Below are 16,461 nucleotides of genomic sequence, written 5' to 3' on the forward strand. Positions count from 1 at the left end.
TAATTTTCTGGGGATAATAATTGCTATCTATTGATGTTTGCTTTTTTTATTTTTTAGTAGATTTTTTTTTCTTAACATGAAAAACGCTAACGGAATTCCGACAACTACAATTATTGAAATAGAAACAATTATTGCTAATAATCATGCTGGTAAACCTGATGAATCTTTGCTTGGGGTTGGTGGAGTTGGTAAATCATGAATAACATCATTTAACGGAATAATTTTGTTATTTAAACTTGCATTGCTAACACTAACATTTGCACGGTTTTCTAATTCTGACACAGCATCATTTCCAACGGCTATTTGAACGAATGTGTTACGGTGAGTTCTAGTAGCATGATGAATGACATTCACTGATTTAATCGTGTTACTTGCGTTATATTCACTTTTTAGTAAATTTTCTTCCTCAATAGAGAATGATTCATTTGAATAACTAAAAGTTGCTGTATCATAATCAATAATTGAAACTGTACTTTCGGTAGTGTTAACATCATCATTATTTTGAGTTATTGTAATTTTTTGCGCTAAACTATATTCTATTTTTTCGTTTGTTGTATCGGCAACTGTAAATAATAATTGATCATATGGTGAGTCATTATTTGCCGGTATCACTTTATAAGTAACTTGTTTTTTCCCTTGAGTGATTACTAAAGTTTCTTCGTAATTCATATCGCCATCTTTGGAATTTGGCGAAAATATCATCGAATCAGGAACTCCTTTTATAATGTACTCACCAGTATTAGCATCAATAACAGCAATTGAAAAAACATTTGGATTAGCTGGATCATAAAACACTTCTAGTGGTAAACCATATTGACCAAAAAACATAAAACTATGTTTTAATGATGTATTATTTCAATCATCATTTTCCCCACCCTCAAAACTAGAGTATCAATTAGAGGAAATATTATTCAAATCAGCCAAGGATGTAGTTTCTTTTTTTTGATTTAGAAATAAATCTAACGCTTTTTTAGCTTCTTCTGGATCTTTATAATTACCACGATAATTTGCGGTTTGATTTCATGTAGGAAATGTTTCTACATTAGCTAAAAAATCAAATATTTGTGTTTTTCGTTTGAAACCTTGATGATTAACAGGAATATTCTCATTTGCAATACTATTTTGTTCATTAGCATAATTTTGAAGATTATCATTAAATAATTTTATTGCATCATAACTTAAACGGTATTTTGCAGATTTATCTGGATTTTTCATTTGATTATAAGTTTGGACATCGAAGAAATCAATTGCTAAATTTAAATCAATTTCCGCTTTATCAATACCATATTTTCAACCAGGTAAGTTACTATATTTTAATGATTCAGATTTTAATGTAGTGTAGTACCCTTTTGATACAGCAAAATATTCATTAGATAAAGAGGTTAAATAATTAGAAAAAATAGCATTTTGTTCATTCTTAAAATTATCTTTATTTTTATCATATTCAGCAATAATGTTCGATTCTCACAGTATATTTTCCCCTGAAGCTAAATGAACATCTTTAACATATTTTTTAAAAGCATCACTATTAAAAATGTCAGCAGAAACATTCGTAGAATCTGAAATAAAAACACCATTTTTTATTGCATCATCTCCGCCAAGAGTTTTAAATGTCAACTTATTCCCGTTAACATCATTAAAAAATCCACGAAACGTTTTTTTATACTCAGAGACAATTTTTATTACATCTGCATCAAATGCTGCATCTTCAATAGATTTTAAATTATCATCACCTGATGTTGCTTTTTTTGCAAGTAAATCTAGTGCATTATTATGTATTCAATTTCCATTAACTAAACGATTAGAATCTTGAAAATTACCGCTAATTAATGACGAGATAGCATTATCTAAATTTCAATCGAAGTTTCCATTATTAGTTAAACTCATACCAGGTAAATATGACAAATTAATTGTAGATTCGTTTGTGTAACCCATATAAATACTGCGATAAGTAGCAATTAACGCTGTTACTTCGTTTTTTAATGATGAAATTTGATAATTGATAAATTCAGCACCAACACCATCAGTTGTACTAATATATGAATCAAGAAGGTTTTTAAAAGTTTTCCCAACTTTTAAATTATTTGTGTGATCTGAATTTATATCACTAAAAATTTTATAGGTTGATGCATTAGTATTTTCTCAAGTGTTATTATTTCATGTAGTAGTATCTCAAATCGCATTTAATTCAGATGAATTTTGTCAACTAAGAATTTTTTTAATATTGTCAGATACATCCATATTAAAATTGTAACCATAATAATTATTTGCAATAAATTGACCAATAAAATCATCATTAATATGTTTAGTTAATGCATTCATTTGCTCATCATAAAAACTTTGCTGTTTAATATTAGCATCATACGTGGTTTTAATATATTGGTATTCTCAACTATTAGTATCTTTTGTTTTTGAAATTATGCTTGTTATTTTACTAATTACATCGTCATAACTTCAACCGTTTGTAATAATATTATTATTCGTTTCTAAAATATATGATTCAGAAATTGAATAACCCATATAATTTAAGTTATAAAAATCAATAATAGGTTGTAATAATTTTAATAATTCTGTATTTTGATATGATTTGAAGGCGATTAAAGCTGTTCCGTCATTTTTAAAAGAATTCAAAAAATCTTTTACAAATTTAGCGTCCGATAAAGCTGCCGTTTGAATTGTTAAAATGTCGATGCGATTTGTTATATCTGTTCAATTATGACTGGAAGAAGAATAAGTATATTGAAATCAATTTCTTCCTGTATAATCTTCTACTCCGTAATAATTATCACGTCATAATTGATTGATTAAATTTATATCACTCATTGCGCTTTTAAAATCTCTTCCAAGAATCGAATCTTCCGTTTGTAAATCTGTTCCTAATAATTGAGAAAATTCCTTGATCGCATTTTTATATTCAATTCGATTTAAAGAAATGAAATGATTATAAAAATTTGATTCTAATTGTTCAATTGTCAAATATGATGTTTCTGAAGTGCCAAATCACAAATTAAGTGTCGTTGCATCATTTCCTAGCGCATAACCATAATAATTATTCAAATAAATTCAGGATATTGAATATATATCTTCTTTTAATTTTTGTTCTGATCATTTTTGATAATTCAGTAACTCCGAAATCGGTTCGTATTTTCCAGAATTATTTGAGTACAAACTTTTTAAATAAGTTGATACACCTGTGTAATCTTTACCATCATTTTTTGCTAAATCACTACCAATAATTTTTAATCTAAAATTGTTAAATAAATCTTCATATGTATTTGGAATACCGTTTGTCATATTTCCGTTACTTATAAGGAATAAAGCTATGTTTTTGGCACCAACAAATGGTTCTTGGCCGCTAAAATCATAATCATAACCATAATAATATTTATTAAAAATATCTAATATGATTATTAAATCTTGTTTTGCCGCATTCATTTGAGTATTTAAAAAATCATTTAGGTCATCATTAAATTTACCTGTATTTAGATAGCTAAAAATTTGATATTTTTTATCTGCTAAAATTTTAAAAATATTGTCTTTAATTTTTGATTCTTCTAAAACCGTTACCTTATCTGTATCAAAAAATAAATCTAAAATTGATGACGGGATCGATAATTCTCCATAACCTCAATAACTACTATATATTGTATTAACTATTTTATTAATGTTGTTATATAAAAATTGTTCTTGGTTTTTTTCTCATTCTAGAAAATGAATTGTACGAAATACAGAATATTCTTTGCCTATTAGTCTTCAGTTGTAAAATTTGTTTAAGTTAGCATAACCATTCATCGGTTGTGCTAAAAAAGTACTAATAATATCATCTTTAGAAAGAATTTCCGGCAATCCTTCACTAGACAATGTAAAGTAAGAACTTACATCTAATTTATCTGACAAACTTAGATCATCATATCCAAAATATTGGCTTTTTAGGAAATTATCATAAAAATCATCTATAGTATGATCAAATATATCTCTATTAGATTTTATAAAATCTACCACGGAAGAACTTGTTTCGGTAATTCCACCAAAAAAATTTTTAGTAGCTCATTTTCCAGGAAAGTTTTCATCATCTATTGGAAAATTAATAATAAAATTTTTTGCAATTAATGACGGTTCCAATTCTGTTCCTGTTTCAATAGGTATTTTATTAAAAAAGTATTTAGAAATTGTATTATCAGGAAAATAGGTAAATCCATAATACCCTTTTTTAATTCATGAGATTATATCACTAACTTGATTGGTTAGTGAATTTACTTGATCCTCTTTAAAACTATTAATAGCATCAATATCATTTATAACAGATAGTAAGTAATAATTTACTTGAAATGGTAAAGGAAAATTCGCAATTCCAGAATTTACGCCTTCAACAAAATTTTTTCTAATGTCGGAAAAAGATAATTGTTCACCTGTGAGTGTGTAATTTCATAATATTACACTAACAATTCTATTGTTTATTAAAGATTCTGAAGGGGCATAACCGAAATAACCATCGCTAATTGCATTCATCACATCTTTTATACTCAGATCTAATGAATTATTTTGGTTATTAACAAAATTATCGATATCATCAGAATCTATTTTTTCAATAAATTCTTTTATTTGGTAAGTATATGAAATACCTTCCGGTAAAGTTGTTTCATCAAAAAAAGATGCAAAAATAGAACCAACAAAATTATTCGATTTAAAATAGACCGGAAATAATAGTTTATCAATGGAAGTAACAACATTACCACCATAATCATAATTAGTAACTCAACCGTAATATTTCCCTTTTTTATTTATTTGGGAAATAAGATTATCTATCGCAATCGCCAATTGCGTTTTTTGATCATTTTTTCAGTCAACAAGATCTGAATAATCTGGATTTTTTAAGAAATCAAACAAATCTTTTGTCTTAGCAAGACTAGTAAAAAAATTATCTAATTTTGATAATGATTCATTATAAAAGTAATCAGTTAGGCTTGATGCATCTAATGATTGATCAGATTTCAGATTTGAAAATAAGTATTTTGATAATATATTTTGAGATTGAAATGTATAACCATAATAAGAATTACTAATTCTACTAATCAAATCTTCAAAATCTTTTTTCAAGGAATCTTTTTGAAATTTAACAAATTCTAGAAATTCTGTTTTACGAAGATCAATAAATCAAGGAAGTCCTCCATCATCAGGGAGAATAAACTTATCAGTAAAAGGAAAAATATCGTAATAATTATCATTAAAGAATTTAAAGAATGCAATAGAACCATCGAACGGAAATAATTCCAAAAATTTTTCTTTCGAAATTAATTTTTTTTCATGATCAAAAAAACGTTCAAAATTAAATTTTGGATCAAAATCATCACTAAAGTATCCAAAATATTCTTTAGATAAAAAATTGTCGTAAAAATCTTCAACAAATAATTTATACATTGATACATTTTCACTAATGATTGCTTGAACATCAGCGCTATCCTGTGAATATTCATTATCAAATCATTGTGCGAATTGATAGGGGCTTCCAGCTTTAAATAAAAAGTATTTATCTCTAGTATAAGGTGCATCTGAATCACGCATAATGAATTCAGCAGCCATATCTCTTGCATTTAATGCAATAGTTCCGTCAGGATGTTTTGGATCTCACCACACTATCTTTGCATCCATTCCTTCTGTCGGAGTAGTATTTAAACCAAATATATACCTTGAAACTTTATTATGGCCGCTAACTCGAAAAAAACCTATAAAGGTTGGTCTAATTCAACTAAGTATTTCCTCAAATCTATTCACTAATAGTTCAAATTGAATATTTTTGAATTTTAAAAATTCCTCAGAATCTTTGGCAACTAATGATAAAAGATCCTTTACTTCCGCGGTTTTGTATCCTTGAACATTTACTAATGCTTCATCTAAACTTTCTAACATAGTGTCAGATGTAATTTTGGCATATTTTTGATGGTTAAAAAGGAGAAATTTTCCAATTACATCATTATTTGCTCCAGAATATCCAGTATATCCATAATAAACACCATCTAAAAGATTCACAATTCTATCTATTTCTGAATTTTTGTGAACCACTTGATTGTCTAAAAATTCATTAATTTCATCACTAGTCACGGTCTCTAAAAAATTATATAATTGATATGAATTGTCGACGCCAGTTGGTAAACCTTTAGTTAAAATAGAATCAACAATATCATTAGCTATGAAATCTGTTGTTTCTGGATAATTAATTAAAAGTTTGTCTAAATTTGTAAAATAAAATCCATCTTCTTCTTTTCTTGCAAGTCAGCCATAATATTTTTTTTCGTTACTATTAATTAAATTAATTATTTCATCTATTCTATTTGTTAGACTACTCTTTTGGTCATTAATTCAATTATTAATTTCATTTGTATCATTTTTTAACGATGACATTGTTGAATTTATTAGATTTAATTTATTTAAATTTGCCATGTGTTCGTAAAAATTTTCGTATATTTTATCTAATTCAAAATTTTTACCCGGTTCCAAACTATATAATAAATTCGTAGTTATTATATTATCCTTTAAAGAATCGAAACCATAATATGAATTTTTTAATAAATTAATGATCTCACTAATATCAGAAATTAACGAATTTTTTTGATATAAAACTCCATTATTGAATCATTCAGTTCTCTCTAGGTTGTACTTTTTAACACCAGGTTTTCAATTATAATAATTACTTAAATTTCTATAAGTTTCACCTTTATGTGGAAATAAATTGATAAATTCATCTTCAGTAATTATTGTTAATGCTGGTTCAAGGAAATAACGATTAGAATCAAACGAAAAATTCGGATCAATATATCCAAAATATTGCGTTTTTAAGAACGAAGAATAAAAATCATTTGTAAAATCCGAGAAAGAATTTATATTAATATCTTTAAAATCTTGAAATTCCGTTGTATATGAAAATTCGTATTTTTCAGCGTTTGCATCCTTGCCAGCAATTTCATCTACTGCAAGACCATTTCATACTTTTGAGGCAATTAAAAATTCGACCACTGTATGATTGTCTCATGAAGAATCTTGCATAACATATTTTCATCTTTCAACAAGTTTATCAGGAGATTCTATCGGATCATAAAGTGTTTGATCTAAATAATAATTTCAAAATACATTATTATTAGAACTTTGATCTGGAAAACCATAGTAAAAAGTAGAAAATTGCAGTAAAATTTCTTGACTATAATAATCAAATTGTTTTTTACCAATTGATTTATAATTATTAAATGCTATTTCAATATCACTTCCTTGAACTGGATTCAAATATTTATCGATTAAATCAATCATTCTAATTGGATCAGTATTACCAAATCATGAATGAAATTCATTTATTAATCCTCTTAAATTATCTTTAGGATTTGCAAGATCAATATCACTTCTATCATATGTCAAACCATTTTCTCCAATAATATAAGTAGGAAACATGTTTTTTAAATCATTTTGATTATATCAACCTCATTGGTGGCCTAGCGGTGTTCCTTCAATTGTTGAAATTCATTTATCATAAGTTGATTGAATAACTTCTTTCATTGCAGTTGCTTGAACATCTACAAAATCACTAATAATAGTATTAATTTCATCAGTAGTAATGCTTGTCGGTAAATAAATTCCTACACTGTTATTAATATCAGATCATGACGTTGGAGTAAAAGTATAATCTCCTTCTTTACCGATTCATCTAGCTATTTTTTCAATTGCTTCTTTTTGAGAAGAAGTTGCTGATTTGTTATAAACTTCGGTTAAATCGACAAAAAATAAATTTTGCTGCAAAAAACGAAGAAATTCATCCTTAACCGGACTAACCGATCTACGGAAATGTGTTTGTGTTATTGTTGTTGATAATTGAGTAGTCACTAAATCAATTCCTATTGTACTAATGTAGTTTATTCTTGTAGAAAGAAATTGTAAACCCTCACTAAATAAATTATTTGCAATTTTATAGTCATATGAATTTAAATTAGTAACACCTTTGCTTTGAACATTAAAGGAAAAATATTTAGAACTAGTTGGTAATGAGGAAATGTTTGCGCTATCTGATTTTACTCCACTAGGAATTAAATAATAAACCTCATTATACCCTTTTGAAAAAGAAAATGTAATAGCAGTACCTTGATAAAAATCAAATTCTTGATCAGTTTTGGTAAAAGAAAATGTGGCGGTTGGTATTGCCTTATTATTTGCATCTACAATTCCCATCTGCAAATATGCTTCATCGCCCTTATTATCTCCCAAATTAGCAAACATTAATCCTTCTTTTATTTGAAACAATCAATAACCACGAATGTTAGCGTATGGTGAATAATCTATTATTATTGGTTTTACATCTCCAGCTTGAAATAAGTTATTTCACCCCAATAATAATTTTTCTTCGTCAGAATCGATATTATAGTCGCGTTTTGTTGTGGCAAAACCATTACCAAACATGACATCATATATATTTGGATAAATAACATCGAAACTATTATGAGTTGTAAAATCATAAGTTTTTAAAGTTGGGTCGAAATTATTTAATTTCAAAACTACAATTTTTCCTTGACTTGTGTATTCATAAGCAGCTAGATAATAATTTGGAGATGTTGAATCAAAATTTTCTACCATTAATGAAACATTACGAAAATTATTGGTACTAGTACTGATGGCTTCAGATAAAGAATAATTAGTAAATTCACCTGTTTTTATGTTAGTAACCCCTACATTTCATTCACCTTTACCATATGGATTTTGTAAATCCACATCACGATAAAAAGTGACAAGCTGTTCACCAACAATTTGCGGAGGTAACATAATTTTATTAGTTACATCATAACCTAATTTGATTTTGCTACTAATTACTGATAATTGTTGTGTATTTGAATCAATAGAATATGATGTAAATGAATCAAAATGAGGTCTTTTTATCGAAGCAGCTCAAAACGGTACAACTAGGTAATCTTTGTTTTTAATTGTTGTAAAAGAACCATTATCCAAACTAGATTCATTATTAAATGTAGTGGGAACATAACCTGTAGATCATGATGGATTATCGCCAGTGATTGGTTTTTCTTTTTCTAATTCCACATAGAAATCGTTGTTTGTTCCTTGAAGAGAACTGTCAATTAGATTATTTTCATCCAAACCATCTTTTGTAATTTGTGCATTTGCTAAATCACTAACCGGTTCCAATCCAGCCGTTGTTAATGTTGAAAAAATTGTTAATAATTTAATTTTATTATTCAAAATATTTACCCTCCCATATATATCTTTTTAGTAAGAAAAACCAAAAAAGATTTTCTTAAAATTTCAAAAATATATTATTATTATAGCATTCATTTTTTTATACAATTTTTCAAGATAGATATTATTATTCTCAAAATTTTTGTTTTAAGAAATTTTTTTAAATTAGTAAGATATTTATCAAAATTTTTAAAACGATTACAACCGATACAAAAACAATTGTAGCTAATAATCAAGTTAATAAACTAAAACTAAAAATTTCTTTAGATGATGGTGCTAAAAATTGACTAACGTTTTTTTAATGAAAAATTTTGAAAATATAAATGCGCATAGCTAGTGCTAACATTAGAACAACTTTAAATTGTAATGCAATATCATTTTTTACTTGAATTTAAATTAAAGCGTTTTAGTAAAGTAATAAGCGCTACCAACTAATGTAATTATATTTATACGATCGATCTGTTTTATAATGGGGTTAATTATTTGTTTTAGTGATTAAATAGAATAATTAAATTTTTAAGATTATAACCAATTATTAAAAGCAAAATTTTCGATTGTTATAGTGATATCAAGATTTTGCATAATCATATTTTTGAGTTTAATCATAACTGTGCACTTTTCTCACATCATATCAATCGCTCTAAATAATAATCGACATACAATAACAAATTTAAGGTTTTATGTGTAAATTATTTTTGCCTTTCACAATTGCAAAAATGACTCCGTATTTCAGTTCTAATTTTGAAAAGCTAAGAAAAAATCACCGAATTTAAAATACCTTTTATAACAAATAATGCATTATCTTAATGTAAATTGTTTGTTTATTTGTTTATTAAATTCTTTAATTTTTAAAATTAATATTGTAACTATTGAATCTAGAATAAATAATTTTTTGTGATTTTTTATACTTATAATTTTGCACCAATGATTTTTATTTAAAATTGCAAAAAAGTATTATTTATGTTGTAAATTAAAGAATTCCACGGTTATCACTATCTGAATTGTTAGTTTGAGTAACTTTTGTTTTACCATGCATTGAAGCACTTTTTCTTGATCTAACTAAGTAAAATGCACCTACTCCGATTAAAGGGATTCCTAATCCAAGACCAACCGATAGTCCCACAATTAATGGGATATTCATTTCGGAAATTGGTAAGAATGGATTCAATTCAGTAAACATTTTTTGTGTAACGGGGTCGCCAATTATAGTTTCCATTGATGAATAACTTTTAAATGGTGAATTGGTACCAGTATTTAGTAAATCATTAAAAAAGTTTTCCGTAGAAAGAGTTGCCACGTTCTTTTGTGAAGGATCTCCAATTTTTGCAATAATGTCTTCATTAATTAATTTTTGATCATCTGTATATTTTATAATTAAAGCATCACAAATATTATTAATGCCATCATCACCTTCACTAAAGAACGTTCCTGTATTCATGCTTTCGATTTGTTCATTAATTAATTGACTTACTTGTTGAGTTACTTTCCCAGAATCAAGTGGATTTGATTTATTAAATTTATCATACATTCTTTGTATTAAGTCAACATTCAAAGCTTGATTTATTCCAACTAAATTTTTATTAGCAGCAGCAGGTCCATTAATTACCCCGTTTTTCAAAATATAGGCAAAAATTTGTAATGTTTTTTCTTTATTAGCTACATCTGAACTAATATTTTTATTATTTAAAATATTAGCGATTGGTTGAAAATTTTGTGGCAAAAGGACTGATGATTCTTCTTGAACAAAAGCATTGTTGAATAATAATGAAGTCGTTGTAGCACTAACTGTTGTTAATCTAACTTGGACTAATGAAAAATAATTCATAAAGTAGCAAATTAATGCTCCATTTTGGTAATCAGTCATAGCCATTTCAGGAGTATAGGAATTTTTTGGCGTTGGAAAAGCGTTAGCATTATCAAAAAAGTTTGTAATGTATGGACCTGGTTGGTTATATCCGATGAATAGTAAGTTTGAAACTGAACCTACAATTGATAATAACTTTGTAAAATCAATTTTTGGATTTAGATCATCGCTTGTAGTGGTTAACTTTACTAAGGGAACTAAAAGAAGTAAAGCATTAACAGGGTTTTGAAAAATAGAACCGAATAGATTTAAAATATCCTCTTCAAATTGTGAGAATTTATAATTATCAGTATCAACTAACGCTTGATTTAAAGTTGGTAGTTCCATTTTAGCCAATCATGGATCTGCACTAAAATCAGCAGTCGTTCATGTTGAATACAACGACTGGTCTGTTACATTCTTAAAATCAGCCGTATTTGAATAAGATATATACTTTATTAAACGATCATGCGATTGAATAACAGCTGGATCTTTAGAAGTGGCTGCAAGCTCAAATAATGTTGCTCAAACTCCGATGCCACTACCATTAGTTCATCCGTCTTGGATTCTTGGATCATTTGAAGAATTTTCATAATAATTTTTAATTGATAAATCTTGCGCATCAAACAAGTCATCAGTTGGTGTTGTTGATGCTGGATCAAGTTGAAGTAATCCATAAAATAATTTTGAAATTGCAAACATCGTAACATCTGCTAAGAATAACGCATTATCATCAATATTTCGACCATCTTGTAAATTTTTAACATTTACCTGAGTTGTTTGATTGTGCAATGTGGTTTGTAATGTTTTTGTTGCTTCTGCTGTTGGCAAAAGTATTGTTGTAGTTAACCCAGCTAATGCTAGGATTTTTGTAAGTTTTTTCATATATAATTTCCTTTTTAAATAATTTTTTCTAATTGATAATTTATTTTTTAGAACGGCGGTTATTTTGTAACTTATATCCCATTAATAGGATTAATCCAAGAATTGAAACTATAGCAATAATTATTTCAATGATGTAGTATTTATTTTTAGATGTTTTTTCTGATGATGAAAAAAAATTATATTCGGTATTGTTATTGTTTGTAATTTTGTCTGACAAATATAATGGAGATGAAATTACACAAGTTATCAAATAATTATTAATATCATTAATGCTTTGTTCTAAGTTAAGTAAAGTTAAGTTATCTGTTATTGTTTGACGAATAATTGAGTTTGGAACATTGTATAAATTTTTTTGAGCATCATTTGCTGTTTGTTCTACAACATAATGTACATACTCTATAATTGGTGTTACAAACGAAGCATCATTTTTCTGTTGATTTTTAAAAGTAAAATTTTGAATTGAAGTACTATCATTTACTTGATCATAAGTATAAGTGATTTGTTTTGCTCAAAATGTTGCAGATGAACTATCAAATTGTGTTGATGCTAAATCTGCATGATTTCCTTCATGTTGTAATGTGTAACTATCGATGCTATTATTACGATCTTCAATAGTTGGTGTAAACAAAGTTGAAGCAGTCATCATTAACATTTCAATTTGAATAAACATTTCTTCGTTAGGAGAAATAGTAGTTACTTGATTAAATTGACTATCATTATTTGAATGGCTAATAAAATCTTTTTTTGGCACTGATACAAAAAATATCGATACAAAAGCAATTATTGCTACTAATGAAATTCTAATATTCTTAGATACGCTAAACATAATATGTATTCATTATACAAAAAAGTTTATAAGTTTAAAAATAGTTTAAAAATCAACAAGTCCAGAAAGCTATTTTTTCTTAATTTGTTGTTTCAGTTTTGATATTTTTTGCTTTGTTTTTTCGTGAGAAAAAATCCACATTAATGAACCAATAATAAATAACCCTAACATAATCATTAAAAAAACAAAATCAATACTATTCATTAATAATCCTTTCAATAATATTTTGAATTATTTTGGTGGCATGTGCCATATTCTCGCTATATTGGTTTGAGTTATTATCACTTTCAATATAGTCACTAATAATCTTTATTGCAATAAATGGAACTGTTAATTTTTCTGCAACATGAAAATAACTTGTCCCTTCCATATCAACAACATCAATTTTTATATTATGTTTTATTTTTAGTTCATTAAAATAATTATGTTTCTGCACAAATACGTCACCCGTCGCTAAGTTGCATGAATGTGGTTTTCATGAAGCTAATGATGCTCTTATTGTTTCGTGTAAATTACGTTCTGGTTCAAAAAATTGATGTGAACCAGGAACTTGGCCATATTTATATCCAAACATTGTTAAATCAAAATCATGATAATAAGCTTTATCAATCATAACGACATCACAAATTGATAGTTTTTTGTTGACCGACCCACAAACACCAATATTGATTATGCCTTTTAATGTATTACCTTCATTATATTTTGTTAAAAAATGAGTTAAAGCAAAAGCTGCATTAACTTTTCCTATTCCAGTAATTAGAAAATAGTGATTATTTTTTTTATATAAATTAAAATTTTTAGATTTGAATACTTCAGTTGGTTTGGATTTTTCTAGAAAAGTAATAATTTCACTTTCCATTGCACAAACAAATAAATACACTAAATGACCCCTAATTCTCATAATTTTTCAATTTGGTATTTATCACTTAACTCCTGAGTCATAACATGAACTAATATATCTTCTATTTCAAAGACAATTCAATTAGTGTTTTTACCTTCAGTTTTATAATTTGTAACTTCGTTATTGCGAGCAAATTCTTTCAATTTTTCGCCAACCGCATATATTGCACGATCATTATTTGCAATAATAATAACAATATACGAATAAAATGGATGTTTATCTTTCAAATTTACAACGCGAAAAGATTCCGAAACCGTTTCATGATGTATATAATTTTTTAAATCTTCAATATTAATACTCACTAAAATACTCCTAAATATGATTCATATACTTTTAATGATATATCATCAATTTCTTTTTTAGTTTTAAGCAAATAATTGTATTTATTCCTTAAAACTTCAATAAAGCCTGTATCTATATCATCTAAACATAAATTAAGCAATTTTTCTCTATTTTCAAATTTGCGATCATTTGCTAATGAGTCGGCACAAAACATAATTTTATCAAGCGATGTTGCTTTGATTGATGGTAATGTATGTGATTTAATAGCATCCATAACCTCATTATTACTAATATGTAGTACTCTTCTCGCAACGTCGGCTCCGATAATACCGTGTCATAAGTATTTTGGTTTAAAAGTTTCATGTGGTAAATATTTTTCAATATAGTGACGCTGTTTCAATTCAGTTCATTCTTTAGCAATATCGTGCAATATGCCGGCTTTGTAAGCTGGTATAACTGGCAAATTATGAACATATGATAATTGAACAGCTATTTTCATAACTTGTTCACTGTGCGAAAAACGTGATGGAGATAAATGCAGGCGAGCAAAATCATAAAAATATAAATTGTTTAATAAAATATAGCGATGAACTTTAGCCGGTAAATCATTTTGATTAAAATATTTAAAAAATGAACTACTACTTTCTAAAAAGTAATCATTCTTTAATGATTTGATGTTAAATCTTTTTTTAATGTATGCTAATTTAACAATATTAAAATTACCATGTCTTTTAAATGAGTAGATAGGAATTTTTTTTACTAATTCTTTTGCATTCTTTCATTTATTAAATTGAATAGTTTGATCATCACCAATTAATAAAACAAAATTATTATCAGGGAAAGTTTCGTGCAAATGATTAACTAAATCAATTGTATAGCTTTTTTGTTTACGGTTTATTTCTCAATCATACGTTTTTAAATATGGTATTTCCTCAATAGCAGCTTCAATCATTTTCAGACGATGAATTGGGTGAATGTAATATTTAATATTTTTAAGTGGTGATTCAAAACTCGGAATGAATCAAATTTCATCTAAATTTAATTTTTCTTTTGCAAAATTAGCACACTTCAAATGCCCATTATGAACGGGATTGAAGTAACCACCATATATACCAATTTTTTTACGCATATTTTTTAAACCTAAACTATTTAATTTTCCTACCAATAATAAAATTATATAAATTATTATTTAATACTATTTAATAAATATTAATTTTTTTGAATATTTTTTAACACAATGAGGTTAATTTTCAATTTTTTGTGTGGTCTAGAATAGTTCTAATCCTTTTAAAGAAGTTTTTCTACCATCTAATAAATAATATCATCAATAGTTGTTGATTAATGTATCAATAACTTTAAATAATATTTAATCAAACGACAAACTTATTTACAATTATTTTTAAACGTCACAAAATTTGTTAAAAAAATTTTTTTTCAAAATAAATACTTACATTTTCTGGAACTATAATAGAAAGATTTTGTACATTTCCTTTAAATTTTATAACAGCTAAACCATTAATAATTATTGTACCCTGCTCTATTGTTTCATCGGTTAAAGAAATCGTTGACAATTTCACTTCTTTTCAATTGCCGGAATAATTTGGGCGAAAATTAGGTTTTTTAGATAACTCTATTCAATTTGATAAGTCATTGTAATTTAAACGTAAACGTTCTATTCTAATTTTATTTGAAACAAAAACAACAAAATTAGTTTTTGAACCACTTATAAAATTAATTTTTGCAATTCCGCCAAGAGCTAAACAATTTTTTTCTGATAGTTGGTAAACTTTTGGTTTTATGTGATCAAGGGTTGTAAAAAATTTCCCATCTTTAATATTAATTGATTGATAAATACTCATATTATTATCTAATCCTGGTGTATCTATGATGGTAAATTCCTGACTGACTATTTCGATAAAATCTTTTGTTGTGTTTAACGATCTTGATGTAATTACTTTAGTATTTGGGATCAAAGCCTTTATTAAACTAGATTTTCCAACATTTGATAATCCAACAAAATAATTATTTTTATTTTTATTTAATTTATTAGCAAGTAACTTTAAATTATATTGATTTTGACTACTTACAAAATGAACATTAATTTGAAAACCAAATTTTTTCTCTAAAATGTTTTTAACTTTTTCAGTCATGTGTTGAAAGTTAATATTGTCATTACTTCATCAGTCAAATTTTGAAATAATAAAATCCACTTTATTAACGCTAGTGACTAGTTGAATTACTATAGGGTTATTAATGGTTTCGTGAAAATGGAATAAATCACTAATTATAAATAAGTTATCTTTAATGTCATAGAATTTGCTTAAATTAACTTCGAATTTTAATTGATTAAAAGTATCATCACCATAATGTTGTAAGCGATAACAATTTAAACAAACAACGTTTGCTAAATCATACTTTTCTAAAGGAACATAACCAAATTTATTTTTATCCTCTGATTGCAATACAATTCCACAACTTGCACATTTTTTGTAATTCATA

General features: G+C 26.5%; 8 protein-coding genes. All 8 read right to left on the reverse strand.

Translation table 4 applies throughout. The features are described from left to right. Nucleotides 1-27: 27 nt before the first annotated feature. Nucleotides 28-9,228, reverse strand: a complete 9,201-nt coding sequence (locus tag ASO20_RS00290; RefSeq protein ID WP_085055927.1) for a hypothetical protein — start codon at nucleotides 9,226-9,228, stop codon at nucleotides 28-30. Between the two features lie 967 nt (nucleotides 9,229-10,195). Next, nucleotides 10,196-11,953: a hypothetical protein gene (locus tag ASO20_RS00295; protein WP_085055928.1), complete on the reverse strand. Its 1,758-nt coding sequence runs from the start codon at nucleotides 11,951-11,953 to the stop codon at nucleotides 10,196-10,198. A gap of 40 nt (nucleotides 11,954-11,993) precedes the next feature. After that, nucleotides 11,994-12,779: a hypothetical protein gene (locus ASO20_RS00300; RefSeq protein WP_085055929.1), complete on the reverse strand. Its 786-nt coding sequence runs from the start codon at nucleotides 12,777-12,779 to the stop codon at nucleotides 11,994-11,996. Nucleotides 12,780-12,848: 69 nt separating this feature from the next. Further along, a complete protein-coding gene (locus ASO20_RS03130; RefSeq protein WP_257720216.1) occupies nucleotides 12,849-12,983 on the reverse strand; it encodes a hypothetical protein in 135 nt (44 codons plus the stop codon). Beyond that, the gene (gene mtnN, locus ASO20_RS00305) at nucleotides 12,976-13,659 is read right to left on the reverse strand and encodes a 5'-methylthioadenosine/S-adenosylhomocysteine nucleosidase (RefSeq protein ID WP_198140235.1); all 684 of its coding nucleotides are present in this window, start codon (nucleotides 13,657-13,659) and stop codon (nucleotides 12,976-12,978) included. The genes ASO20_RS03130 and mtnN overlap by 8 nt, the downstream gene beginning before the upstream one ends. After that, on the reverse strand, nucleotides 13,659-13,982 hold the full coding sequence (gene rsfS, locus ASO20_RS00310) for a ribosome silencing factor (protein WP_085055931.1): 324 nt from the start codon (nucleotides 13,980-13,982) through the stop codon (nucleotides 13,659-13,661). Before rsfS ends, mtnN begins: the two co-directional genes overlap by 1 nt. After that, nucleotides 13,982-15,091: a nicotinate-nucleotide adenylyltransferase gene (locus tag ASO20_RS00315; RefSeq protein ID WP_157061690.1), complete on the reverse strand. Its 1,110-nt coding sequence runs from the start codon at nucleotides 15,089-15,091 to the stop codon at nucleotides 13,982-13,984. Before ASO20_RS00315 ends, rsfS begins: the two co-directional genes overlap by 1 nt. Nucleotides 15,092-15,380: 289 nt before the next feature. Further along, nucleotides 15,381-16,460, reverse strand: coding sequence for a GTPase (locus ASO20_RS00320; protein ID WP_085055933.1), 1,080 nt, complete (start codon nucleotides 16,458-16,460; stop codon nucleotides 15,381-15,383). Nucleotide 16,461 lies beyond the last annotated feature (1 nt).

It is taken from the genome of Mycoplasma sp. (ex Biomphalaria glabrata), from assembly GCF_001484045.1.
Classification (GTDB): Bacteria; Bacillota_I; Bacilli_A; order Mycoplasmatales.